The 23,126-nt window shown below is 68.6% G+C and carries 25 protein-coding genes; 13 read left to right on the top strand and 12 right to left on the bottom strand.

Translation table 11 applies throughout. The features are described 5' to 3' along the window. Window positions 1-46 precede the first annotated feature (46 nt). The 3 genes from H7H34_RS20015 to folD are packed head-to-tail and all read left to right on the top strand — an operon-like array spanning window position 47 to window position 1,649. Window positions 47-337: a YggT family protein gene (locus tag H7H34_RS20015; RefSeq protein WP_120270095.1), complete on the top strand. Its 291-nt coding sequence runs from the start codon at window positions 47-49 to the stop codon at window positions 335-337. Between the two features lie 23 nt (window positions 338-360). Beyond that, entirely contained in the window at window positions 361-711 is a 351-nt protein-coding gene (locus tag H7H34_RS20010) for a DUF167 family protein (RefSeq protein WP_120270096.1), read from the top strand. 41 nt (window positions 712-752) lie between these two features. Beyond that, window positions 753-1,649, top strand: a complete 897-nt coding sequence (gene folD, locus H7H34_RS20005; RefSeq protein WP_185926223.1) for a bifunctional methylenetetrahydrofolate dehydrogenase/methenyltetrahydrofolate cyclohydrolase FolD — start codon at window positions 753-755, stop codon at window positions 1,647-1,649. Window positions 1,650-1,926: 277 nt separating this feature from the next. On the opposite strand, the gene H7H34_RS20000 is transcribed toward folD, so the two are convergent. Together H7H34_RS20000 and rpmB are read right to left on the bottom strand one after the other, a co-directional pair. Next, window positions 1,927-2,601, bottom strand: a complete 675-nt coding sequence (locus H7H34_RS20000; RefSeq protein WP_185926222.1) for a VUT family protein — start codon at window positions 2,599-2,601, stop codon at window positions 1,927-1,929. A gap of 169 nt (window positions 2,602-2,770) precedes the next feature. After that, on the bottom strand, window positions 2,771-3,073 hold the full coding sequence (gene rpmB, locus H7H34_RS19995; RefSeq protein WP_120270099.1) for a 50S ribosomal protein L28: 303 nt from the start codon (window positions 3,071-3,073) through the stop codon (window positions 2,771-2,773). A 635-nt stretch (window positions 3,074-3,708) separates the two neighbouring features. On the opposite strand from rpmB, the gene H7H34_RS19990 reads away from it, so the two are divergent. The 3 genes from H7H34_RS19990 to H7H34_RS19980 all read left to right on the top strand — a co-directional run bounded on the left by H7H34_RS19990 (window position 3,709) and on the right by H7H34_RS19980 (window position 7,292). Next, window positions 3,709-4,590, top strand: coding sequence for a DUF3108 domain-containing protein (locus tag H7H34_RS19990; protein WP_120270100.1), 882 nt, complete (start codon window positions 3,709-3,711; stop codon window positions 4,588-4,590). A gap of 203 nt (window positions 4,591-4,793) precedes the next feature. Beyond that, the gene (locus tag H7H34_RS19985; RefSeq protein ID WP_185926221.1) at window positions 4,794-5,747 is read left to right on the top strand and encodes an acetyl-CoA carboxylase carboxyltransferase subunit alpha; all 954 of its coding nucleotides are present in this window, start codon (window positions 4,794-4,796) and stop codon (window positions 5,745-5,747) included. Between the two features lie 297 nt (window positions 5,748-6,044). Beyond that, the gene (locus tag H7H34_RS19980; RefSeq protein WP_185926220.1) at window positions 6,045-7,292 is read left to right on the top strand and encodes a L,D-transpeptidase family protein; all 1,248 of its coding nucleotides are present in this window, start codon (window positions 6,045-6,047) and stop codon (window positions 7,290-7,292) included. Window positions 7,293-7,347: 55 nt separating this feature from the next. Here the strand turns inward: H7H34_RS19980 and H7H34_RS19975 are convergent, their stop codons facing one another. Genes H7H34_RS19975 through ispG form a run of 3 tightly spaced genes read right to left on the bottom strand, consistent with a single transcriptional unit; the run spans window position 7,348 to window position 10,247 of the window. Next, on the bottom strand, window positions 7,348-8,076 hold the full coding sequence (locus tag H7H34_RS19975) for a DUF429 domain-containing protein (protein WP_185926219.1): 729 nt from the start codon (window positions 8,074-8,076) through the stop codon (window positions 7,348-7,350). Between the two features lie 21 nt (window positions 8,077-8,097). Beyond that, window positions 8,098-8,970: a pyridoxal kinase gene (gene pdxY, locus H7H34_RS19970; protein ID WP_245165141.1), complete on the bottom strand. Its 873-nt coding sequence runs from the start codon at window positions 8,968-8,970 to the stop codon at window positions 8,098-8,100. Window positions 8,971-8,978: 8 nt separating this feature from the next. Further along, window positions 8,979-10,247, bottom strand: coding sequence for a flavodoxin-dependent (E)-4-hydroxy-3-methylbut-2-enyl-diphosphate synthase (ispG, locus tag H7H34_RS19965; protein ID WP_120270104.1), 1,269 nt, complete (start codon window positions 10,245-10,247; stop codon window positions 8,979-8,981). A gap of 190 nt (window positions 10,248-10,437) precedes the next feature. Between ispG and H7H34_RS19960 the strand changes: the two genes are divergently transcribed. From H7H34_RS19960 to H7H34_RS19945, 4 genes are all read left to right on the top strand, one after another. Continuing rightward, complete coding sequence (locus H7H34_RS19960) at window positions 10,438-11,352, top strand: 4-hydroxy-3-methylbut-2-en-1-yl diphosphate synthase (RefSeq protein ID WP_185926217.1); 915 nt, start codon at window positions 10,438-10,440, stop codon at window positions 11,350-11,352. Between the two features lie 101 nt (window positions 11,353-11,453). Then, entirely contained in the window at window positions 11,454-12,206 is a 753-nt protein-coding gene (locus tag H7H34_RS19955) for a hypothetical protein (RefSeq protein WP_120270106.1), read from the top strand. Window positions 12,207-12,386: 180 nt separating this feature from the next. After that, window positions 12,387-13,169 carry a 3-hydroxybutyrate dehydrogenase gene (locus H7H34_RS19950; RefSeq protein WP_185926216.1) on the top strand — a complete coding sequence of 261 codons (783 nt, stop codon included), beginning with the start codon at window positions 12,387-12,389 and terminating at the stop codon, window positions 13,167-13,169. 93 nt (window positions 13,170-13,262) lie between these two features. Beyond that, window positions 13,263-14,279, top strand: coding sequence for a patatin-like phospholipase family protein (locus H7H34_RS19945; RefSeq protein ID WP_185926215.1), 1,017 nt, complete (start codon window positions 13,263-13,265; stop codon window positions 14,277-14,279). A 475-nt stretch (window positions 14,280-14,754) separates the two neighbouring features. Here H7H34_RS19945 and H7H34_RS19940 read toward each other — a convergent pair whose 3' ends face one another. After that, on the bottom strand, window positions 14,755-15,228 hold the full coding sequence (locus H7H34_RS19940; RefSeq protein ID WP_185926214.1) for a L,D-transpeptidase: 474 nt from the start codon (window positions 15,226-15,228) through the stop codon (window positions 14,755-14,757). Window positions 15,229-15,464: 236 nt separating this feature from the next. Between H7H34_RS19940 and H7H34_RS19935 the strand changes: the two genes are divergently transcribed. Together H7H34_RS19935 and gluQRS are read left to right on the top strand one after the other, a co-directional pair. After that, on the top strand, window positions 15,465-16,328 hold the full coding sequence (locus H7H34_RS19935; protein WP_185926213.1) for a pentapeptide repeat-containing protein: 864 nt from the start codon (window positions 15,465-15,467) through the stop codon (window positions 16,326-16,328). 68 nt (window positions 16,329-16,396) lie between these two features. Then, on the top strand, window positions 16,397-17,305 hold the full coding sequence (gluQRS, locus tag H7H34_RS19930; protein ID WP_185926212.1) for a tRNA glutamyl-Q(34) synthetase GluQRS: 909 nt from the start codon (window positions 16,397-16,399) through the stop codon (window positions 17,303-17,305). A 13-nt stretch (window positions 17,306-17,318) separates the two neighbouring features. On the opposite strand, the gene H7H34_RS19925 is transcribed toward gluQRS, so the two are convergent. After that, window positions 17,319-18,272: an AEC family transporter gene (locus H7H34_RS19925; RefSeq protein WP_120270111.1), complete on the bottom strand. Its 954-nt coding sequence runs from the start codon at window positions 18,270-18,272 to the stop codon at window positions 17,319-17,321. Window positions 18,273-18,398: 126 nt separating this feature from the next. Here H7H34_RS19925 and H7H34_RS19920 point away from each other — a divergent pair, with 126 nt between their 5' ends. Continuing rightward, window positions 18,399-19,613: a hybrid sensor histidine kinase/response regulator gene (locus H7H34_RS19920; RefSeq protein WP_185926211.1), complete on the top strand. Its 1,215-nt coding sequence runs from the start codon at window positions 18,399-18,401 to the stop codon at window positions 19,611-19,613. Between the two features lie 28 nt (window positions 19,614-19,641). Here H7H34_RS19920 and H7H34_RS19915 read toward each other — a convergent pair whose 3' ends face one another. From H7H34_RS19915 to H7H34_RS19895, 5 genes are all read right to left on the bottom strand, one after another. Continuing rightward, window positions 19,642-20,529, bottom strand: a complete 888-nt coding sequence (locus H7H34_RS19915; protein WP_120270113.1) for a cation diffusion facilitator family transporter — start codon at window positions 20,527-20,529, stop codon at window positions 19,642-19,644. Window positions 20,530-20,627: 98 nt separating this feature from the next. After that, the gene (locus H7H34_RS19910; protein ID WP_120270114.1) at window positions 20,628-21,350 is read right to left on the bottom strand and encodes a DUF1223 domain-containing protein; all 723 of its coding nucleotides are present in this window, start codon (window positions 21,348-21,350) and stop codon (window positions 20,628-20,630) included. 137 nt (window positions 21,351-21,487) lie between these two features. After that, entirely contained in the window at window positions 21,488-22,117 is a 630-nt protein-coding gene (locus H7H34_RS19905; protein ID WP_185926210.1) for a DsbE family thiol:disulfide interchange protein, read from the bottom strand. Beyond that, window positions 22,117-22,308, bottom strand: coding sequence for a heme exporter protein CcmD (gene ccmD / locus H7H34_RS19900; RefSeq protein WP_120270116.1), 192 nt, complete (start codon window positions 22,306-22,308; stop codon window positions 22,117-22,119). Before ccmD ends, H7H34_RS19905 begins: the two co-directional genes overlap by 1 nt. Beyond that, window positions 22,305-23,063, bottom strand: a complete 759-nt coding sequence (locus tag H7H34_RS19895; protein ID WP_185926209.1) for a heme ABC transporter permease — start codon at window positions 23,061-23,063, stop codon at window positions 22,305-22,307. Before H7H34_RS19895 ends, ccmD begins: the two co-directional genes overlap by 4 nt. Window positions 23,064-23,126: the final 63 nt, after the last annotated feature.

Raw genomic sequence — 23,126 nt, 5'->3', positions numbered from 1 at the left:
CCGTCGGTCAAAGCCCCCGTCGGTCCAAGCCGGAGACCCGCCGTCCATGCGTGCCATCCTCGACGTGATCTTCCTCATCCTCAATCTGTATACGTGGGTGATCATCGCCAGCGCGATCTTCTCCTGGCTCTATGCCTTCAACGTGATCAACTCGCGCAACCAGTTCGTCGCGATGATCGGGCAGGTGCTCTACAACCTGACCGAACCCTTGCTACGGCCGATCCGCCGCTACGTGCCGTCGATGGGCGGGCTCGACCTGTCGCCGATCATCCTGCTGCTCGGCATCTTCCTGCTGCAGCGGGTGCTGGCCTACTACGTCTATCCCAACGTCTTCTGACGACGCGCCGCCCCGCTGCCGCGATGACCGGTGACGCCGACACGGCCTGGAGCGTGGCGCGGGACGGGGTGCGCCTTGCGGTGCGGGCAACGCCGCGCGCCGCGCGCGACGGCATCGACGGGGTGACGCGCCTGTCCGACGGGCGCGCCGTGCTCTGCGTGCGGGTGCGGGCGGTCGCCGACAAGGGGGCGGCCAATGCGGCCGTCGCTGCCGTTCTCGCCGCGGAACTCGGCCTTGCGAAGCGCGATGTGCGGCTGACCGCCGGGGCGACGGCCCGGCTCAAGACGTTTGTCCTTGGCGCCCGCGATGACGCGGATGCGCATGCAATTGCCGCTCGTCTTGCCGACATCGCCGGCGGCGGGCAGCTAAAGTAACTCGACTTTGCCCAACTTTGACGGTGTCTTCCGGAGGTTCCATGACTGCAAAGCTGATCGACGGCAAGGCGCGGGCGGCGCGCCTGCGCGGCGACGTGCGCGAGGCGGTGTCCGCGCTGAAGGCGGGCCACGGCGTGACGCCCGGCCTTGCGGTGGTGCTGGTCGGCGAGGATCCGGCGAGCCAGGTCTATGTCTCCAACAAGGTGCGCCAGACCGAGGAATGCGGCATGCGCTCGATCGAACACCGGCTGCCGGCGGACACGCCGGAGGCGGAGCTGCTCGACCTGGTGGCGCGGCTCAACGCGGACCCGGAGGTCGACGGCATCCTGGTACAGATGCCGCTACCGGCGCAGATCGACACGGACAAGGTGGTGCTGGCCATCGACCCGGCCAAGGATGTCGACGGGCTGCACCCGACCAATGCCGGGCGGATCGTGCTCGGCCGGCCGGGCCTGGTGCCGTGCACGCCGAAGGGCTGCGTGATGCTGGCGAGCGAGGCGCATGGCGGGGATCTCTCCGGCCTCGATGCGGTGGTGCTCGGCCGTTCGATCCTGGTCGGCAAGCCGGTGGCCCTGCTGCTGCAGAACGCCAACTGCACGGTGACCATGGCGCATTCGCGCACGCGCGATATTGCCGAGCTGTGCCGGCGCGCCGACATTCTGGTCGCGGCCGTCGGCCGGCCGCAGATGGTGCGCGGCGACTGGGTGAAGCCGGGGGCGACGGTGATCGATGTCGGCATCAACCGGGTGCCGGCGCCCGAGCGCGGCGAGGGCAAGACGCGGCTCGTCGGCGACGTCGCCTTCGACGAGGCGGTGAAGGTCGCAGGGGCGATCACCCCGGTGCCGGGCGGCGTCGGGCCGATGACCATCGCCTGCCTGCTGGCGAACACGGTGCAGGCGGCCTGCGCCCGCCGGGGGCTGCCCGCGCCGGCGCTGTAGGAAGGCGCTTTGAGGATCGGCGCAGGCGGTTGAGCGCTGACGACAGGTCGGTGGCTCTCCGGTCCCGGGTCGCGGCTACGCCTTGCCCGGGAAGACGCAGGAGAGGCCTGTTCGCCTCACGCCTGCCGAGGGTGCCAATGGGTCCCGGTTCTGCGCTGCGCTTGACCGGGATGACATCCTGAGAGGGGGCTGTTCCGAAAGAGCGTCCTGAACACTACCCCGAAAACGAAAAAGCGCGCCGGAGGGCGCGCTTTTTGTTTGTCTGAACTGGACTGGATCAGGCGCGGTTGGCGTTTCCGCCGGCCGGGGCCGGGATCAGAACCGCGAGCATCAGCCGGTAGGGCACGAGCAGGGCGGCGGCGACCAGCAGCTTCACCGTGAAATCACCGGCGGCCCAGGACAGCCAGCGCGGCAGCTCCAGCGAAAAGACGCTGAGGAACGGAGCGGCGGAGGTCGCGAACTCGTCGCCATAGCCGAGCAGCGGGGTCGCAGCGAGGGAGAAGGCGAGACCGAAGAACAGCACCGTGTCGAGGATCGAGGCCAGCGTCGAGGAGACGGCCGGCGCCAGCCACCAGGTGAAGCGGCGCAGCCGGTCGAAGACGGCGATGTCGAGCAGGTGGGCCATCAGGAAGGCCGAGCCGGAGGCGACCGCGATGCGTGGGGTCGCGAGCCAGATCGACAGCAGCACTGCGAGCGCGAAGCCGACCAGCACGACCTTGCGTGCGGCGCTCGGGCCGAAGCGGCGGTTGGTGAGGTCGGTGACGAGGAAGGCGGCCGGATAGGTGAAGGCGCCCCAGGTCAGCAGGTCGGCAAGGTTCAGCCCGCCCAGCGTCGCGTCCAGCGGATACTGGACCAGGATATTGGAGGCGACGACGACGACCGCCATGGCAAGGACCGCGGGAACGGCCTGCGCGAGGGTGAAGGATGCCGGTGCGAAGCGGGTCTGCGTCATGTCGATGGGTCCTGACCTTCGGCCGCATGCCGGCCGGGTACGAAGCGGCCCCGGCGGATGCCGGAAACGCGAAAAGAGGCGCCATGGCGCCTCCTGCAAGCTCGTTCGTCGATGGTCGCATCAGGTCCGGCGGGCGAGCCTGCCGGACAGACGCTGACCTGGGCGCGTATCAGGCCGCAGCGGCGGCCGAAGCGGCCAGGCGACGCTTGATCTCGGTGCGCAGGATGCGGGCCTTCGGCGACAGGTCGCTCTCGGCAGCCTTCAAAAGGAAGGCATCGAGGCCGCCGCGATGCTCGACCGAGCGCAGCGCATGCGCAGAGATGCGCAGCTTGTAGGTCTCGCCCAGCGCGTCGGAAATCAGCGACACGTTGCACAGGTTCGGCAGGAACCGGCGGCGCGACTTGTTGTTGGCGTGGCTGACGTTGTTACCGGTCATCACGTCCTTGCCGGTGAGTTCGCAACGGCGTGCCATGGGACACCTTTTTCTTTCTTCTCGGAGCAAGCCCCGATCGTTTCAAGACGGGGCGGATGCCCCTGCTGGAGATTGCCGGGGCGTTCGCGGACCCGCACGGCCCGGCGCCCATTGTCCGGCAATGGTCGAAAAGTCGGCCTGCTATACGGGGCGCGCGACGCGCCGTCAAGGCGTCTTGCACGCGAAATCGCGCGAAAGCGGCAGGGCGGGGCGCCTTGCGCTTCGGCCCGTCGATGGCGCAGCCCCCCGATAGCGCAAGCGTGGCGCGGGCGCAACGCGGAGCGCCTTGCGTGCGCAGGTCGATGCAGGACATTTGCAGTCCGTTAACCATGCGGTTACCGTGCTGGCTGAAAATGCATGCGTGAACGGTTCGCCGTCCCGCGGGAACCGACCGGCATCAGGCCGGACCGCGCGGGGACGGTCTTTCGCTTAACCATCCGGCTTCGGCCCATCTCTTCGACACGGCGTGTCCGGCCGACGGACGCCAGGTGCGGGACGGGCTGAAAGGCGCGGGCGGGAGGCGGTGACAGGTTCCGCGGACGCCCAAGCGGGCTGCGGAATCAAAGGCGCCGGAGCGAAGCCGAAGTCGAGTGTGTTGTCCTGCCGGCCGTGGCCGCGCGGTGTGTGAGGTTCCGATGTCCAGGCTCTCCCTTTCGTCTGCAAGGCCCCAGCCGTCTTCCGGGGCCCAGATCCGCCGCCTGCTTCCCGCCGGCCTTGCCGCCGCTGCCCTCCTGGTCGCGCCGTTGGCCGCCGGCCCGGCAAGCGCCGAGACCGCGCGGCTCGGCGGCGTCTACGATATCTCCGTCGCGGGCTTCAAGATCGCCCGCGGCTCGCTGTCGCTGGTGGTGCAGGCCAATGCCTATTCGGCCAAGGTGGGCATGGAGCCGGCTGGCATCGGCACGCTGTTTTCCGCCGGCAAGGGCGGAGCGGAGGCCTCCGGCTGGGTGTCCGGCAAGAAGGTGGTGCCGTCGAGCTACAAGATGGCCTCGCGCGCGGCCGACCGCGACTTCTTCGTCGATCTGGCGCAGGGCTCGGGCAAGGTGCGCTCGATGCGCGTGACGCCGAAGTTCAAGCCGAACCCGGAGCGGATCGAGGTCACCAAGAAGCACACGCGCAACGTGGTCGACCCGCTGAGCGCCATCCTGATGCCGGTCAAGGCGGCCAAGGGCCAGCCGGACGCCTCGGTCTGCGAGCGCCGCATCCCGGTCTTCGACGGCTGGACGCGCTTCGACATCCAGCTCGGTTTCAAGGAAATCCGCGAAGTCTCGGGCAAGGGCTATGACGGCAAGGTGGTGGTGTGCTCGGCACGCTGGATCCCGGTCGCCGGCCATCGTCCCTCGACCAAGTCGGTGAAGTACATGGCCGAGAACCGCCGCATGGAAGCCTGGCTGGCTCCGCTCGGCTCCGGCCGGGTCTTCGTGCCCTATCGCATCGAGATGGGCACCAACAGCGGCACTCTGGTGGTGGAGCCGCGCCAGCTCGACTTCAAGTCGGGGCAGGACCAGGCCGCCCGCTAGGACGAAAAAACCACAGGACACATCCCGGTTTTCGCAAGCGCCGGCGCGGATCGTTCCCGCCGGCGCTTGCATTTTCGCCCCGCGCACGCCATGTCGACGCGGTGGGCAACTTGACAGGGGCAGCCTCCCTCGCCAGTGTCGCGCCGCAAATGACCCGGCGGCGGCATGAGGCCGCGCCGCAGACTTTCTGGACCGGTAAACCGATGCACAGCTTCCTCGAGTTCGAAAAACCCGTCGCCGACCTGCAGGGCAAGGTCCATGAGTTGCGGTCGGTCGCGGGTTCGGGCGAGGCGGTCGAGATATCGGGCGAGATCGAGCGGCTGGAGAAGAAGGCCGAGCAGACGCTGCGCGACCTCTATTCGCGGCTGACGCCCTGGCAGAAGACCCTGGTGGCGCGCCATCCGGACCGTCCGCATGCGGCCGACTATATTACCGGGCTGATCGAGGACTTCACGCCGCTGGCCGGCGATCGCGGCTATGCCGAGGATGCGGCGATTATCGCCGGCATCGGCCGGTTCCGCGGCCGCTCGGTGGCGATCCTGGGCCAGGAGAAGGGCGCCGACACCCAGGCGCGGCTCAAGCACAATTTCGGCATGGCGCGGCCCGAGGGCTACCGCAAGTCGGTGCGCATCATGCACATGGCCGAGCGGTTCGGCCTGCCAGTGGTTTCCTTCGTCGACACTGCCGGCGCCTATCCGGGCATCGGCGCCGAGGAGCGCGGCCAGGCCGAGGCCATCGCCCGCTCGACGGATGCGTGCCTGGGCCTGGGCACGGCGAACCTTGCCCTGATCATCGGCGAAGGCGGTTCGGGCGGTGCCATCGCGATTGCCACGGCCAACCATGTCGCCATGCTGGAACACGCGATCTACAGCGTGATCTCGCCGGAGGCCGGCGCCTCGATCCTGTGGCGCGACAGCGCCAGGGCCCAGGATGCGGCCACGAACATGAAGATCACCGCGCAGGACCTGATCCAGCTCAAGGTGATCGACGAGATCGTCGAGGAGCCGCTGGGCGGCGCGCACCGGGCCAAGGCCATCGTCATCGACCGCGCGGGCGCGGCCATCGACAAGGCGCTGGCCCGTTTCGACGGCATGAGCGGCGAGGAAATCCGCGCCCATCGCCGCGACAAGTTCCTGGCCATCGGCCGGTCGCTGTAAGGCCTGCGGGCGCCAAGCCCGCGCTTTTGCCGCCAAAACGCCAGAATCTTGCGTCAGCAAGGCGCGAGCAGTGCGAGGACCGTCCGCAGGGAGGGGCCGCAGGAACCGTTGTGTTCCCGGCCGCAGCCGCGGACAGGCCGCTGGCGGGGTAACTCCCAAGTGACTGGCCTTGCAGGGCGCGCGCGCCAATACTGGCGCCTTGGCCGGCAGGCGCACGGGTTCGCACGGGCGTGATTTCGAACGCAGTTTCGGATATGGTTTCGGCCGACGGTTCGGCCAGGTTTCGGGCAGACAGGCATGATGGTGCAGGGGATCGCGCGGCTTCGCACAAACACCCGCAGGACACTCGTGGCGCTGGCGCTGGCCGGCGCGCTCGCCGGTTGTCAGGCCGACGAGATGATCACCGCCGGTCCCAAGCACCTGCGCGAGATCAGCGCCAGCATCCGGCAGAAGCTGCCGGGCCTCGACATGTCGATGACGAGCCCGATCATGCTGCGCATCTTCAAGGAAGAATCAACACTGGAGGTCTGGAAGCAGACGCGGTCGGGTCGCTATGCGCTGCTGGAAACCTTCGAGATCTGCAAGTGGTCCGGCGAACTGGGCCCGAAGATCAAGGAAGGCGACCGCCAGGCGCCGGAAGGCTTCTACGAGATCACGCCGGCATTGATGAACCCGAACTCCAGCTATCACCTGGCGTTCAACCTCGGCTATCCCAACAAGTTCGACCGGTCGCACAACCGGACCGGAACGCATCTGATGGTGCATGGCGCATGCTCCTCGCGCGGGTGCTACGCGATGACCGACCAGCAGGTGCAGGACATCTACGCGCTGGCGCGGGAGAGCTTCAAGGGCGGCCAGCGCTCGTTCCAGGTGCAGGCCTTCCCCTTCCGCATGACGGCGGAGAACCTGGCCAAGCACCGCAAGTCGGAGCATTACGAGTTCTGGCGCATGCTGAAGAGCGGCTACGACCATTTCGAGGTCACCAAGCAGCCGCCGAAGATCGACGTTTGCGAGAAGCGCTACGTGTTCGACGCCGTGCCGTTGGTTGAGGGCGTGCCCTTCCGTGCCACCGCCAAGTGCCCCGAATACGACGTGCCGGACGCCATCGAGGTGGCGGTCGCCAAGAAGCAGCGCACGGACGACCAGAAGATCATCGAGATCGCCGAGGCGGAGGAGCGCTCGGAGCGCCGCCGCGCGCAGATCGCCGCGCTCTTCGGCAACAGCGAGGCGGACAAGGCCGGCGAGACGGCGGAAGCCGCGCCGGTCGAGGCGACCCCTGCCGCCGGCACCAGCCAGCCCGTCGCGGTGGCCGCGACCAATGCGGCACCTGCGGCAGCCGCCGCAACCGCTCCGGCGGCAACGGCAGCAGCTGCTCCCGCAGCGACGGCCGATGCGGCCACGCAGCAGACGGCGTTCGCCCCGACGGAGCAGAAGTCGTCCGGCGGGTTCTTCAGCCGGCTGTTCTCTGGCGGCGGCTCGCAGGAGACGGAAGCGGCCGAAGGTACGCCGGACCCGAATGCGCCGGTGCCTCCGGCCAAGCCCTGATCCGAACGTTTTCCGATCTCCGGAATGTCCGGAGCATTTCTGGTCCTGGAATTGCTTACGCCCAGATCGCCATCCGCAGGCCTCTCGCGTCGCGCTCCGGCGCGGGCGGGAACGATGCCGCCTGTCCTTGCGCGATGCGCTCGGCGATCACCGCATTGACACAGGCGTCGATCAGATCGTCGCGGCCGGCCCCGGAGGGCGGGCGCTGGCGCAGGAACGCCTCGTCGTAGCCGTAGCGGCACAAAAGGGCGATGCGCTCGTCGAGGCCCGGCATGCTGGCCGCGCTTTTCACCTTTTTCGGCAGGCTCATCGCCCGTTCGCCGTTGAGCCGCCAGAAGGCGAGCTCAGGGTGGACCTCGAAGACGCGCGCCTCCAGCGCCGGGGTCATCAGCGCGTCGATCTCGCGGATCTTCGGGAAGAGGTGGAAGGCCTGGCGGGAGACCTTGCGCGGCGGCTCGGAAGTGGCGAGCGCGGTGGCGCAGGCCTCGCCATAGTCCTGGCAGAAGACGGCGGCCCGCGAGGGCACGGAAAAGACCGAGGACTGGCGCTCACCGAGCAGCGGGCGCACGCAGCGCTCCGGCCCGCGCCCGCCGATCCCGGCGCGCTCGGGCAGGCCGATGGGCATGTCGACGGCAAGGACGGAGATGCCGGGATCGGCGAGAAGTTCACCGAAGGCGCGGAGCTGCAGAAGCGTATGGCGGGGCGGAGCATCCGGCGCCGCGTGGTCGCGCAGGATCGCGATCCACCCCGAGCGGCAGCCGTCGATGCCGGCGACCCGCAGCATGTCCTCTCGCTTCCCGGCCGCTCAGGCGCGCAGCGGCGCGTCGAGCACGCGCCGGCAGGAGACGAGCGCCATCGGATTGATCAGCGAGGACTGCTCGTCGGCGAGCAGCAGGTCGCGGGAATGGCGCTTGACCGAGCGGGCGACCATCTCGAACACGGTGGCTGCGGACCGCTTCAGAACCGTTTCATCGTCGAGCCCGGCCATCAGGCCGGCGGTGAAGGTGGCAGCCATCAGGTCGCCTGTGCCGTGCGGCGCGTTGGGCACCAGCCCGTGCTCGGCGGCGATGGTGGCACGCGGCGTCACCAGCAGGTTGCAGGTGGAGTTGCGGCGCATGGCGGGGGCGGAGGTGACCAGCACGCGCTGCGGCCCGAGCGCGCGGGCGGCGGCGATGGTGTCGGCCTCGCTCTCGATCCGGCGGCCGCTCATCCATTGCAGCTCGAAGAGATTGGGCGTTGCCACATCGGCGAGCGGCAGCAGCGTGTCGCGCACGGCGGCGGCGGTTTCCGGCGGCACGTAGAGATCGCCGTCGTCGCCGCTGATCGGGTCGCAGAGATAGAGCGCGCGTGGGTTGGCCTTGCGCACCGCCGCCACGAGGCGGGCGACGGCGGAGGCCTGCGAGGGGCTGCCGAGATACCCGGAGACGACCGCGCCGATGCGCGACAGCGTATCGCTCTTGATCAGGTTGTCGGCGAGCGCGGCAAAGCCCTCGTCGTCCTGCACGTGGCGGTGGCCGCGCCCTTCGTCGGGGTTCCAGGGCAGGAGAATGGTGGGCAGGAACCACACCCGGTGACCGAGCCGTTCCAGCGCGAAGAGCGTGACGCGGCCGCCGACGGAGCCGCGCACCACCTGGGAATTGACGACGAGGACGTCGCGCGCGTCAGCCGCGGCGGGCATGATCGTGTTCATTCGGCAGCGGACCGTTCGCCGCCGAAGCGGTTGCGGATGTATTCGTCGACCATCGCCTTGAACTCCTCGGCAATGCCGGCCCCGCGCAGGGTCGCGACCTTCTTGCCGTCGACGAAGACGGGGGCGGAGGGCGCCTCGCCCGTGCCGGGCAGGGAGATGCCGATATCGGCGAACTTGCTCTCGCCCGGACCGTTGACGATGCAGCCCATCACCGCGACGTTGAGCGCCTCGACGCCGGGATATTTCTCGCGCCACACCGGCATGGAGCGGCGGATGTCGTCCTGGATGTCGCGGGCCAGCTCCTGGAACACGGTGGAGGTGGTGCGGCCGCACCCCGGACAGGCGGCGACGACGGGGATGAAGGCGCGGAAGCCCATCACCTGCAGCAGTTCCTGCGCCACCTGTACCTCGCGGGTGCGGTCGCCGCCGGGCTCCGGCGTCAGCGACACGCGGATCGTGTCGCCGATGCCCTGCTGCAGCAGGATGCCCATGGAGGCGGCCGAGGCGACGATGCCCTTGGTGCCCATGCCGGCCTCGGTGAGGCCGAGATGCAGGGCGTAGTCGCAGCGCGCGGCAAGATCCGCATAGACGGCAATGAGGTCCTGCACCTGGCTGACCTTGGCCGACAGGATGATCTTGTCGCGGCCCATGCCGAGCTCCTCGGCCCGGGCGGCGGACAGAAGCCCCGAGCGCACGATCGCCTCGCGCATCACCGCGGCGGCGGAGACGGGCGCGGGGCTGGCGGCGTTCTCGTCCATCAGGTGGGTCAGCAGCTCCTGGTCGAGCGAGCCCCAGTTGACGCCGATGCGCACCGGCTTGTCGTGCTTCAGCGCGATCTCGATGATTTCGGAGAACTGCCGGTCGCGCTTGTCGCGAAAGCCGACATTGCCGGGATTGATGCGGTACTTCTCCAGCGCCTCGGCACAGGCCGGATGGTCGTTCAGCAGCTTGTGGCCGATATAGTGAAAGTCGCCGACCAGCGGCACATGCACGCCGATCCGCTCCAGCCGTTCGCGGATGCGCGGCACGGCGGCGGCGCTCTCGTCGCGGTCGACGGTGATGCGCACGATTTCGGAGCCGGCTCGCGCCAGGGCGGAGACCTGGGCGACCGTGGCGTCGATATCGGCGGTGTCGGTGTTGGTCATCGACTGGACGACGACCGGGGCGCCGCCGCCGACGGTGACCGAGCCGACCTTCACCGGGACCGAGACGCGCCGTGCGGCCGGTCCGGCCTGCGTTTCGCGGATGGGGCTGTTGCTCTGCATGTCGCCGATCGTCCCGATCTTGCGGAAGGCCTGAGCCCCCGCCTTGCAAGGATACCGCCGATTGAATAGGGCGCGCCACGTGCTTTCGCAAGGCCGCAGCAGAGCGCACCGCCCGCGCCTGCTTGACGCGGGCGGTGCGAGGTCGCATCTCAAGGGCGCCATTTTTTGAAAAGGGGCAGGGAGCCCGACCATGCTGCTCGTCGTTCTCAGCCGGACCCTCGATCTTGCCCGCGACCGGTTCGGAACGCTGTTCGCCGCCGGCTGGGGCTACATGCTGTTGCTGCTGGTGCTGAACCTCGCAATCAGCGGCCAGTTGATGCCGGCAACGGGCTTTTCCACCGGCTCCTACATGATGGAGCCGCTGGCCGGTGCGGCGGCCGGCGACGAGCGCGAACGGGCGCTGCGCATCCTGGCGGGGCTCGCCAACATCGCCACCGGCTTTTCCATCGCCGTTGCCTATCTGCGGCGCATCCTGCTGGGCGAGCGGGCGTTTCCTCTCGCTTTCGGCGCGCGCAACCTGCGGGTCGCCTGGAAGCTGCTGCTGCTCGGTGTGCTGTCCGGGGTCTTCTTCGTGCCGATGCTGCTGGCGGCCGGACTGTTGCTGCCGGTGGTGGCGCCGGCCGGCTTCACCCTGCTGGTGGCCAGTCCGTTCCTGACGGTGATGCTGGTGCAACGCCTGTCGCTGGTGCTGCCGGCCGCCGCGCTGGACGACCGCATGTCGCTGGGAGACTCCTGGCGCCTGACCGCCGGCATCGGCTGGGCGCTGGTTCTCGCAGCCCTGGCCGTGGCGCTGCTGGCCGCCCTGGTGTCGGGCCTGTGGGTCGGCCTGGTCTGGCTGGTTGGCGAAGCGTTCGTGCCGGCGACGGGCCTGGCCGCGGAGCTGCGCTCGGCGCTGGTGCCGATGGGCGTGATGGTGATCGTCACCTGGCTGTTCGCCTCGCTGCATGCCACCGCCTATGCCCTGACGCGCGAGCGCTTCGTGGAGAGGGTGGGTCTCAAGATCACCGAAGCGGAGCGGGCGGCCGAACGACGGGCCGAGGCCGGCCGCGACAAGGCCCGCAAGGCGGTGCGTTCGGTGCTGGATTCCCGCTCCGGACGCGACTGAGGCCGCACATTCCCTGCATTCCTTCGCATCCGCAGCACGATCACGGCTTGCCTGAGGCTCCCGCCTGTCGCAGAAGTGGAAAGTCTTTTGAAGGGGGCTCCATGTTTGCAAGGACAACCGCCCGGCTGTTCACCGGTGCGTTCAAGGCATTGTTTTCCGATTTCGACGGGTTCCTGCGGATCGTCTGGGCCTGGTATGCGCTGGTCGCCGTGCTCGGCGTGCTCGGGATGCTGCTCGCTGCCAATTCCAAGGTGGTCGTGCTGGTGGTCATGGGCGTGTGGGTGTGCTCCTACGCCTCCATCGCCGTCGCCTGGCACCGCAATCTGCTGCTGGGCGAGCGGCCCGGCCCGGTGAACCTCAGCTTCGGCCGGCGCGAGATCGCTTATCTCGGCAAGACGCTGCTGGTTTCTCTGATCGCGGCGGTGCCGCTGCTCATATTCGTGACCCTGGTGAGAGTGATGGTGAACGGCATGACCAGCCTCTTCATCGCCATCGCCGTTGTGGTCGTATTCGTCCTGCCGGCCCTGATGCGACTGTTCCTCATCCTGCCGGCAACGGCGCTGGACGAGCCGCTGGGCGTTGCCGAGGCCTTCGCCCGCAGCGAGGGGCTGGGCCTGCCGATGGCGCTGGCTGCCGTCGGCGCCGGCCTGTGTGTCGGCGCCGTGGAGATGGTCCTGTCGGTTGTGGCCAAGACGATGGGCGAGGGAGCTGTGTTCGGCGCGATCGCCGTGCTGATCCTGTCGCTGGCGCTGCAGATCGCCATGACCGCGCTGCAGATCGGCATCCTGTCCGGCGGCTACTACATCCTGCGCGAACGCGACATGCCTCCGCCGGCGGCACCTCCGGCCGACTGACGCGAACGGCCTGCGACAGGGTGACCCGGGCGGCCCGCCGCCCCTTGTTGCAGCGCAGCGCGATCTCATGTTCTATGTGGCGGGCCGCCTCAAAAGGTGGCCTTGCCGCGCCGGTCCGGCGCAGGCGGCACCGATTTTCGGACCGTTTCCAGCGTCCGCCAGGACAGGAGATCCCTTCGCATGCTCACCAACAAGACAGCCCTCGTCACCGGCTCGACCTCGGGCATCGGGCTTGCCATCGCCCGCATCTATGCGGCGAACGGCGCCAATGTGATGATCAACGGGTTCGGCGATGCCGCGGCGATCGAGAAGGAGCGTGCCGGCATCGAGAGCGAGTTCGGCGTCAAGTGCCGCTATTCGGCCGCCGACATGACCAAGCCGGATGAGATCGCCGCGATGGTGGCGGAGACCGAAGAGGCGTTCGGGTCGGTCGACATTCTCGTCAACAATGCCGGCATCCAGCACGTTTCGCCGGTCGAGGAATTCCCCATCGAGAAGTGGGACGCGATCATCGCGATCAACCTGTCCTCCGCCTTCCACACGACGCGTGCCGCCGTACCGGGCATGAAGGCGCGCGGCTGGGGCCGCATCATCAACACCGGCTCGGCGCATGCGCTGGTCGCCTCGCCGTTCAAGAGCGCCTATGTGGCGGCCAAGCACGGCATCGCCGGCTTCACCAAGACCATCGCGCTGGAAGTCGCCCAGTGCGGCATCACCGTCAATGCGATCTGCCCGGGCTATGTCTGGACGCCGCTGGTCGAGCGCCAGATCCCCGACACGATGAAGGCGCGTGGCATGACCGAGGAACAGGTCAAGCGCGACGTCCTGCTGGCCGCCCAGCCGACCAAGGAGTTCGTCACGGTCGACCAGGTGGCCTCGCTGGCGCTCTACCTGGCCGGCGACCAGGCGGCCTCGATCACCGGCACCATGCTGCAGATGGACGGCGGTTGGGTCGCACAGTAAGGGCGGCCAGCCACAACGACCGATCCCGATCGCCCGGCCCGTGTGCCGGGCGGTGCCGTCCTTCTCACACCCCACGACAGCCCGAGGCGCGCCATGAGCAAAGCTCCCAAGCCGATCAACCTTGCCCTGCAGGGCGGGGGGGCGCATGGCGCCTTCACCTGGGGCGTGCTCGACTGGATGCTGGAGAGCCGCCGCTTCACCGTCGAGGGCATCAGCGGCACCTCGGCCGGGGCGATGAACGCGGTGGTGCTGGCCGACGGCTTCCACAAGGGCGGCGAGGACGGGGCGCGCGAGGCGCTGGAGAAATTCTGGAAGGCGGTCAGCGATCAGGCCTGGCTGAGCCCGCTGCGGCGCTCGCCCATCGACATCATCATGGGGCAGTGGAGCCTCGACATGTCGCCGAGCTATCTGGCCTTCGACATCGCCTCGCGCTTCGCCTCGCCTTACGAGTTCAATCCGCTCAACATCAATCCGCTGCGCGACGTGGTGGAGGCAACGGTCGATTTCGAGGCGGTGCGCGCCTGCGACCGGCTGAAGATCTTCATCAGCGCCACCAACGTGCAGTCGGGCAAGATCAAGGTGTTTTCCGACGGGGAGATCACGCTCGATGCGGTGATGGCCTCGGCCTGCCTGCCGCATGTGTTCCAGGCGGTGGAGATCGACGGCGTGCCCTATTGGGACGGCGGCTACATGGGCAATCCGCCGCTGTTCCCGCTGTTCGGCACGACCGGAAGCAGCGACACGGTGCTGGTGCAGATCAACCCGGTGGAGCGCAAGGAGACGCCGCGCACGGCGCGCGAGATCCTGAACCGGCTCAACGAGATCACCTTCAACTCGACGCTCTTGCGCGAGATGCGTGCCATCGAGTTCGTCACCCGGCTGATCGAGGACGGCAAGCTGGAGGCCGGGCACTACCAGAAGGTCCATATGCACCGGATCTCGGCAACCGAGCTGAACCCGCTGCAGGCCTCCTCCAAGGTCAATGCCGAATGGCGCTTCCTCACCCATCTGCGCGACATCGGCCGCGCGGCGGCGCAGGACTGGGCCGAGGAGAATTACGAGGCCGTCGGCAAGCGCTCGAGCGTCGATCTGCGCGCCGAGTTCCTGTGACCATCACCGGCGAAGTGATTCGTTTTCCGGCATGCGATTCGCTGCCCGGCAGGCGGTTTCGAGGGCTTCGTTAACGCGCCTTAACCGGCTTTCGCGCTTCGCCTTGCAGATTGCGTCGCAGGGGCGGTTAGAGACCGGTTAACGGCCTCAGCATCTTGCGGTTTTGGAAGGGGTGCGCACCACATCTGTGAAAATCAGCGTGCCAACGATTTGGCAAGGGTTTTGCTCCATCATTGGCACGCTGATAGTCAGGTTGTGCGTCGTCAGCGATTGGCGGACGAGGGAAGGCGGCAAATGCGACCCCGCTGTCTTCCTTCGTCCCGCCAGCATCCCATCCGGCCTGCAAGTGCTGCATAGACCGGATGACGACTGCCGAAAGCTGCGCAAGGCGCACCGCTCGGCTGCTACGTCCGGTGATTATTCCCCATTTCCAGTCGCTTGCGCAACCGGCCGGGCCGGCCATCGCCGGTAAAGGTTACCGGGTGATGACGATTCGCGCATTCTGTTTGCCGCCATCGCGGATCAGGGAGAACAGGCGGCGGGCATTGTCGGGGTGCAGCCGCACGCAGCCATGCGAGGCGGGACGGCCGAGATTGCGGATGTCGTTGGTGCCGTGGATGGCATAGCCGCCGAGAAAGAACACCGAATGCGGCATCGGCGAGCCGTGATACTTGCGCGAGAAGTAGCGCTTGTGCATGCGCCCGGGCCGGAACGTGCCGACGGGCGTGCGGTAGCCGCGCCGGGCGGTGGAAACCGGCCAGTCGTGGATCTGCCGGCCGTTCCTGTAGACGCGCATGCGCTGGTCGGACAGATCGATGCGGGCGATGAGGCCGGCCGCGTGTGCCGGGCTCTCCACGCCGGCTGCAACGAGCAGCACGAGCGTGCAGGACAATGCCGCCAGCAGCTGCCGCAGGCGGCGGAAAGCCGGTGCGTGACCAGGATGGTTCATGTCTCCCCCCGTGTTCGTCCGGCCGTCGTTTGCCGGGGCGTATCGCAGCTCCTCCTTGCTGCGCATCCGCATTTTCCACAGGGTATTAACAGCGTTTTTCCACAATGCCGCAAGGTCCGTTCGGGCGGGGAGGCGAATTCTCGGCCCGTTGCGCCGCCGCGCCCTTAAATTGCCCGCTCCCGCGCCCTAACTGTTCAGCAAGGGAAGAGGCGCCGGGCCGACGGGAGAGGTTCGAGATGACGATATTCGCTGCCAGTTTTGCGCATGGGCGGCCGGAACGGGTCCGCGCTGCGGCCTTGGTCGTGCTCGCTCTTCTAGCGGGGACGGGACCGGCGCTTGCCGAAAGCGATGTGGAGCGCCTGAAGCGCAGCGGCGAATGCGCCGGCTGCGACCTGCGGCTGGCCGAGCTGCGCGGGCTCAAGCTGGAAAAGGCGAGGCTGGAAGGCGCGAACCTGCGCGAAACCGACCTCAAGGAGGCCTCGCTCGTCGGGGCCAACCTGAAGGGGGCGGACCTGCGCCGCACCGAGTTGGAGCGCACGGACCTGACCGGCGCGGACCTGTCGAAGGGGTCGATGCGCGGCGTCGATCTGGAAAAGGCCGTGCTGACCGAGGCCAGCCTTGCAGGGGCGGACCTGCGCAATGCCGACATGATCGAAACCAACCTGGTGGGCGCCGGACTTCAGGGCGCGGACCTGCGCCAGGCGCTGCTCATCCGTGTGGTGGCCTCGGGCGCCGATTTCAGCAAGGCGAAGATGGAGGGCGTCAACCTGGAGCGCGCCAACCTGATGTCGGCGAAATTCGTCGGCGCGCGGCTGCCCAATGCCGATTTCGACCGGGTGAGCGCGGTCGGGGCCGACTTCAGCGATGCGGACCTGTCCGGCGCGCATTTCTCCAGTGCCGACCTGACCGGCGCGAACCTGTCGGGCGCCCGGCTCGACGGGGCGTTGATGCGCCGCACGCGGCTGGTGGGGGCCGACCTTTCGGGGGCCAGCGGCCTCGATGGGGCGCGTATGGTCGGAGCCTGCGGCGATGCGACGACCAAGCTGCCCGACGGCATCACGCTGAAGACCTGCAGCGACATGGACGACCAGGAGCGCTGAGGCGGGCCGGTCTTTCGCCTTCGCCGGAAGATTGACGCGGCGGCGGGGATCGCCAACAAGATCACGTCATGAGCCGACCCGTCCTCCGCTTCGCCCCCTCGCCGAACGGCCGCCTGCATCTGGGTCATGCCCTGTCCGCGCTGCTCAACGCGGGCATGGCGAAGGCGCTCGGCGGGCGGCTGCTGATCCGCATCGAGGACATCGACCGGACCCGCTGCACGCCGGAGCTCGAGGCCGGGGTGCTGGAGGATCTGGCCTGGCTGGGGCTCGACTGGGAGCAGCCGGTGCGCCGGCAATCCGAGCATTTTCCCGAGTATGCGGCGGCTCTCGACCGCCTGTCCGCCATGGGGCTGGTGCGCAAGGCATTCCTGACCCGCGGCGAGATCGCGCGCGCGGTGGCGCAGCTGGCGGAGACGCGCGGCGCGCCCTGGCCGTGCGACCCGGACGGGGCGCCGCTCTATCCCGGCGATGAAGCGGTGCTGGGGCCTGAGGAGATCGCCGCGCGCGACGCGCAAGGAGCGCCGTTCGCGCTGCGGCTCGACATGGCGGCGGCGCTTGCCCGCTGCAAGGCGCTTCTCGCCGCTCCGCTGTCCTGGCAAGAGCTGCCGGACGACGAGGGCCGGCAGGCGCCGGCGCGCATTGCCGCCGATCCCGCGCGCTGGGGCGACGTGGTGCTGGCGCGCAAGGACACGCCGACGAGCTATCACCTGTCCGTTGTGGTCGACGATGCGCTGCAGGGCATCACCCATGTGGTGCGCGGGCGCGACCTCTATGAGGCAACGGCGGTGCACCGGCTGCTGCAGGTGCTGCTCGGCCTGCCCGAGCCGCTCTATCGCCACCACCGGCTGGTGCTGGGCGAGGACGGTCGCAAGCTGTCGAAGTCGCAAGGCGATACTGCGTTGGCCGAGCTGCGGGCCAAGGGAGTAACGCCCGACACGATCCGGCGGCTGGTCGGGCTGGCGCCGGGCGGCGCCTGACGGGAGTGCAGCTTCAAAGCCCGAGGAACGCCATCCACAGCACGGTGGAGACGACGGCAAGGCCGGTCGTCATGGTGATCGAGTTCGCCGACATGGCGTGGCCGGTGCCGTAGCGGTTGGCGAAGAGGAAGGCGTTGATGCCGGTCGGGCAGGCGGCGGTGAGGGTCGCCACCGAGACCCACAGGGGCGGCAGGTGCACCACATGCGCCGCCATCAGATAGACCACCGCCGGCATGACGCCGATCTTCAGCACGCTGAGCAGCAGGCCGGGACCGACATTGCCGCGGATGCCGTAGGCGACGATGCTCATGCCGAGCGAAAACAGGGCAACCGGGATCGCCGATCCGGCGATGCGCGAAAGCACGTCGGCGAGGACGCCTTCGATCGGCAGGCCGGTCACGCGCCAGATGCCGCCGGCGACGATGCCGATGACGATCGGGTTGGTGGCGAGGTTGCGGGCGATGCCGAGCAGCAGCTCGCCCAGGGGCTTGGCCTCCTGGGTGCCGTCGATCACGGCGGCCCGCTCCATCAGGACGGCGCAGACGATGGTCAGCACCGGCAGGTGGATCGAGATCAGCACGAAGAGCGGCACCAGCCCCTCCTCGCCATAGATCGCGGTGATCAGGGGAATGCCGACGAGAACCGTGTTGGCAAAGCCGGCGCTGATGCCGGCGATCACCCCGGCGCGCGCCTCGCGCCCGAATATGTGGCGGACGATCACCGTGCCGAGGGTCCAGACGACGGCGACGCCGGTGAAATAGGAGATCCAGAAGCCCCAGGGCGAGACGCCGCCGAGGGAGCTGGTCGCCAGCGTCCGGAAGATCAGCACGGGAATGGCGATCACGTAGATGAACTGGCCGAGAGCGTCGCCGACCTTCGCATCGAGGACGCCGAAACGGGCGGCGGCGTAGCCGATGCCGATCAGCGCGAAGACGGGAAGAACGATGGAGAGGATCTGGTCGACCATGATCGCTCTTTCGCATGCCCGGGATGCGCCGACAAGTCGCAGTCAAGCATGTCCGTCATGTCTGCTTGATTTGCCCGGCAGGTCGGGCACCATGGCAGACAAGGGGACGCGAGGAGATTCGGCATCATGGTCGGAACGGTCGCACCGCAGGGCGAGGCGCTTACAGGCGGGTCGGCAACCGGGCCGGCAGCCGATGCCGGCGACAAGGAGGCTGCTTCCGTCGACCGGGTGGCGGTGCTGCTGCACGACCTGCGCACGCCGCTGGCGGCGATGCGCACGGCGGCCGAGATGATCGGCGCAGACCCGACCACCCAGCGACAGGCCTCGGCGCTCCGGACCCTGGAAATGGCGATAGATGCCCTGCTGTCGATGACGACCCAGGGGCTCGCCGGCGAGGCGCCGGACAGCGGGGACGCCTGCGACGCGGCCACCGATATCCTGTCCGTGTGCGAGCTGTTCTCGGCCGAGGCGCGGGTGCGCGGCCTTGCCGAGCGGCGCGACATCGCCGCCGCGCTGTCCGGCTACCGGGTGGCCGACCCGCTGGCGCTGCGCCGCATCCTGTCCGTGCTCTACGACAATGCGCTGAAATACACTGCCGAGGGCGGGCTGGCGCTCACCGCCCGCGTCTCCGGCGATGGGGACGAGGGGGGCGCCTGCACGCTGGAGCTGAGCCTTGCCGATACCGGCATCGGCATCCCGGACGAGGAGCGGCCGCTGCTGTTTCGCGCCAGGCGGCGCGGTGAGCTTGCCCGCGACACGGCGAGCGGCAGCGGGCTCGGACTGTGGAGCGCCAGCCGGCTGGCGGTCGCGCAGGGCGGACGGCTGGAACTGGCCGAAAGCTCGCCGGCGGGAAGCCGGTTTTCGCTGCGCCTGCCGCTGCGTCCCTTCGAGGGCGCGCGTGCGCGGGCGGCGAGCGGCGGCGCCCGCAACTGGCGCGAGGCGCCGAACATCCGCTGCCTGGTGCGCCGGCGGTTGCTGGTCGTCGACGACAACGAGGCGAACCGCAAGATGATGGAGGCGATGCTCGGCGCCTTCGGCTGCGACACGCTGCTGGCGAGCGGCGGGCGCGAGGCGCTGGAGCTGCTGGAGCGCGAGCCGGTCGACGCGGTGCTGCTGGACATCAACATGCCCGGCATGGACGGGATCGAGACGCTGGCGGAAATCCGCGCGAAGGAAGGCTCGGGCAGGGGCCAACTGCCGGTGCTGGGCATCACCGCCGCGACCCTTTCGGCGCGCGAGCGCGAGGACCTCGCCGGTTTCGATCTGCTGCTGGAAAAGCCGGTGCTGCCGGCGGCGCTGTTTTCCGCCCTCGACCGGGCGATCTCGGAGCGCGCGGGCTGATCCGGCTGCCGTCCCGGCGCGAGGATCTTCAGATCACCACGATGCCGGTATGCTTGGCCTTGTGCTCGGGTTCGACATGGATCGTCGTGCGCGCGCCCGGCACCTCCTTGGAGATCGCCGCCTCGATGCGGTCGCAGATGTCGTGGGCGCGCTCGACGGTCATGTCGGCCGGCACGACCAGATGGAAATCCACGAAGACGACATGGCCGGCCGAGCGGGTGCGCAGGTCATGGGCCTCGATGGCGCCGTCCGCCGAGGTGGAGATGACGTCGCGGATGCGATCCTGTAGCGCCGGGGCGACCGCCTCGTCCATCAGCCCGCCGAGCGATTCCTTCATCAAGCCCCAGCCCGACCACAGGATGTTGAGCGCGACGAGACCGGCCAGCAGCGAATCGAGCTCCCGGATGCCGGTCAGCATGACCAGGATGACGCCGGCCAGCACGCCGAGCGAGGAGAAGACGTCGGTGTAGAGATGCTTGCCGTCGGCGACCAGTGCCATGGAGCGGTGGCCGCGGCCGATGCGCACCAGGACGGTGGCCCAGATGCCGTTGAGCACGGTGGCGAGCGCGTTGACTCCCAGGCCCTCCGGCGTGAAGTCGACCGGCTGCGGATCGAGATAGTTCGTCCAGGCCTCGTGACCGATCGACAGGGCCGCCAGCACGATGAGCACGCCGACCAGGACCGCGGCCATGTATTCGGCCTTGTGGTGGCCGTAGGGGTGATTGCTGTCGGCGGGCTTGGCCGCGAACCACACGGCGAGGAACGCCGCGATCGCGGAGGCGACGTTGACGATCGATTCCAGTGCGTCGGAATACAGTGCGACCGACCCGGTCCACCGATAGGCCAGGTATTTCAGCGCGAGGACGGCGATGCCGACGAAGATGCTGGCGAGCGCGACTCGCAGTCGAAGGGTCATGGGAGGGCAGCCTCGCAAGTGATCCGGGACACCGGGACCCCGGTTGCGGGCAAAGCCCTAACCCTTTTTTGCCTTCAAGACAAACCCGTCGGTTGCTTTCACTGCATGGCCGCGCCGAGGATCATGCCCGGCCGGCCGCCCGGCTCGACCTGCACCAGAACGGCGCAGTGGCCGGCCTTCATCTTGCGCATTTCGCTGGCCGGCAGGCGGTAGGTGGCCGGGCCGCCTTCCCACATGCCGACGGCGCGGATGCCGCGCACCACATGATGGTAGACGATGTTGCGGCCGCTGTTCTCGCCGCGTTCGATCTCCACCTCGATCGGGCGGGAGACGAAGACGAAGTAGATGGTCGCCATCTTCGCGGAGGCGGGAAGCGTGCCGTCGACACGGACCTTCAGCAGATCGCCGGCCATCTCCAGGTCGACGGTGACCGGCAGCGGCTTCTGCTTGTCCAGCTCGGCCTGGATCGCGCCGCGGTCGCTGCCGACCACATGGCCGTTGCCGTTGACGATGATCTGCGGCGTGTAGACCGCGCGGTCCCCGCGCGCTTCGGCATAGGCGCGCTGGCGGGCGCTGTAGTCCGGCGAGGCGAGCGTGTCGCGCCAGCCGAGATAGTCCCAGTAGTCGACGGGATAGGTGAGGGTGACGAGATCGCCCCGGCGGGCGAGATCGCCCATCAGCTTGTCGGCCGGCGGACAGGAGGAGCAGCCCTGGCTGGTGAACAGCTCGACGACGGCGCGCTGCTCGCCCGCCTGCGCGGCAGGGAGCGCCGCGGCCAGCGACAGAAAGACGGACAGAATGAGATGTGCCGGTGCCCGCATCGGGGGATCTGACCATTCCTGTGATGTGGCGCCGCGACGGACGCCGCGACCTGAGTGGCCCGACATTAGGTCGCGCCGCGGGTGAAGGCCACTCACGAGGGCTTGAAATCACGCAATCGGGAACGGCGGTGTGCGGGTCACTCGCCGGTGCTCGCCAGCACCTTTTCCAGCTGCGGGAGAAAGACGTCGCGGTAGCTTTCCGGCGACAGCGGGCCGATGAACTTGAAGCGAATGGTGCCGGTGGCGTCGACGATGAAGGTCTCGGGCACGCCGTAGACGCCCCACTCGATGGCCGCGCGGCCGTTCTCGTCGGCGCCGACAAGCGCGTAAGGATTGCCGAGCGTGCCGAGGAAACGGCGGGCGTTCTCCGCCTTGTCCTTGTAGTTGATGCCGATCATCTGCGCCTTGCCGGAGCGGGCGAGCTCTTCGAGCAGCGGGTGTTCCTGGCGGCAGGGAACGCACCAGGAGGCGAAGATGTTGACGACGCTGACCTTGCCGAGAAGATCGGCGCGGGAAACGCCGGGAACGGGCGTGCCGCGGTCGATAAGCCCGGGAACCGGCGGCAGCGAGAATTCCGGCGCCGGCTTGTCGATCAGCGCGGAGGGAACCTTGGACGTGTCCTTGCCGCTGACCAGCTGAACCAGGAAGAGCACGGCGAGCAGGCCGAAGACGACAAGCGGCAGCAGGGCCAGAAGCGGGATGCGGCGCGGGGCGGCGCCGTCCGGCCGTCCGCCGGATCCAGGGGCGGTCCCGGTCTCGGTGCTCATCAGCGCTCTCCGGACGAAGAGGCGGCCGAGCGGCGGCGCACGCCGTCCGCTTCGAGCTTTGCCAGCGAGGCGGTCAGGCTGGCGCGGTCGGCCGCAAGCCAGACGAACAGGCCGACGATGGTCGCCGCCGTGATCGCGTAGCAGGTCAGGATGAAGCCCGCGTGGGGGCCAAGGTCGAGAAGCTCGGTCATTCAGCGGCCTGTGGTCGTGCGGCGGCGATGCGGGTGCTGGCGGCGCCCAGCTGCAGCGTGCGCAGGCGGCGGCGCAGGATCTCGTTGCGCATCGCCATCAGGTGCATGACGAGGAACAGCAGGGTGAAGGCGAGCGCCATGGTGAGCAGCGGCCAGAGGATCGTCGGATGGATGGTCGGGCCGTCGAGGCGCATCACGCTGGCCGGCTGGTGCAGCGTGTTCCACCAGTCGACGGAGAACTTGATGATCGGCAGGTTGACCGCGCCCACCAGCGTGAGGACGGCGGCTGCCTTGCCGGCGCGGATCGGGTCTTCCATCGTCCGCCACAGGGCGATCAGCCCCAGATACATGACGAAGAGCACGAGGACCGAGGTCAGCCGCGCGTCCCAGACCCAGTACGTGCCCCACATCGGCTTGCCCCAGAGCGAGCCGGTGACCAGCGACAGGAAGGTGAAGGCGGCCCCGATGGGGGCGGCGGCGCGCGCCGAGACGTCGGCGAGCGGATGCTTCCACACCAGGGTTCCGAGCGATGAGATCGCCATGATCGAGTAGCACATCATGGCCAGCCACGCGGCGGGCACATGCAGGAACATGATCTTGACCGTGGCACCCTGCTGGTAGTCGTCGGGCGCGACGAAGAAGGTCAGGTAGAGCCCGGCGGCGAAGGCGAGCGCGCAAGCGGCCCCCAGCCACGGCAGAAGCCGGCCGGAGAACGACATGAAGCGCGTCGGGTTGGCAAGGTCCATCAATCCCATGGACCTTTTCTAATGTCGCCGGCGCCCGCTTTCAATCAGGGAGAATGCGACACGTTCACGTTC

The sequence above is a fragment of the Stappia sp. 28M-7 genome, from assembly GCF_014252955.1.
Classification (GTDB): Bacteria; Pseudomonadota; Alphaproteobacteria; order Rhizobiales; family Stappiaceae; genus Stappia.
Note: the sequence above shows the minus strand (reverse complement) of the source record. Positions and strands in the feature narration are given on the sequence as shown.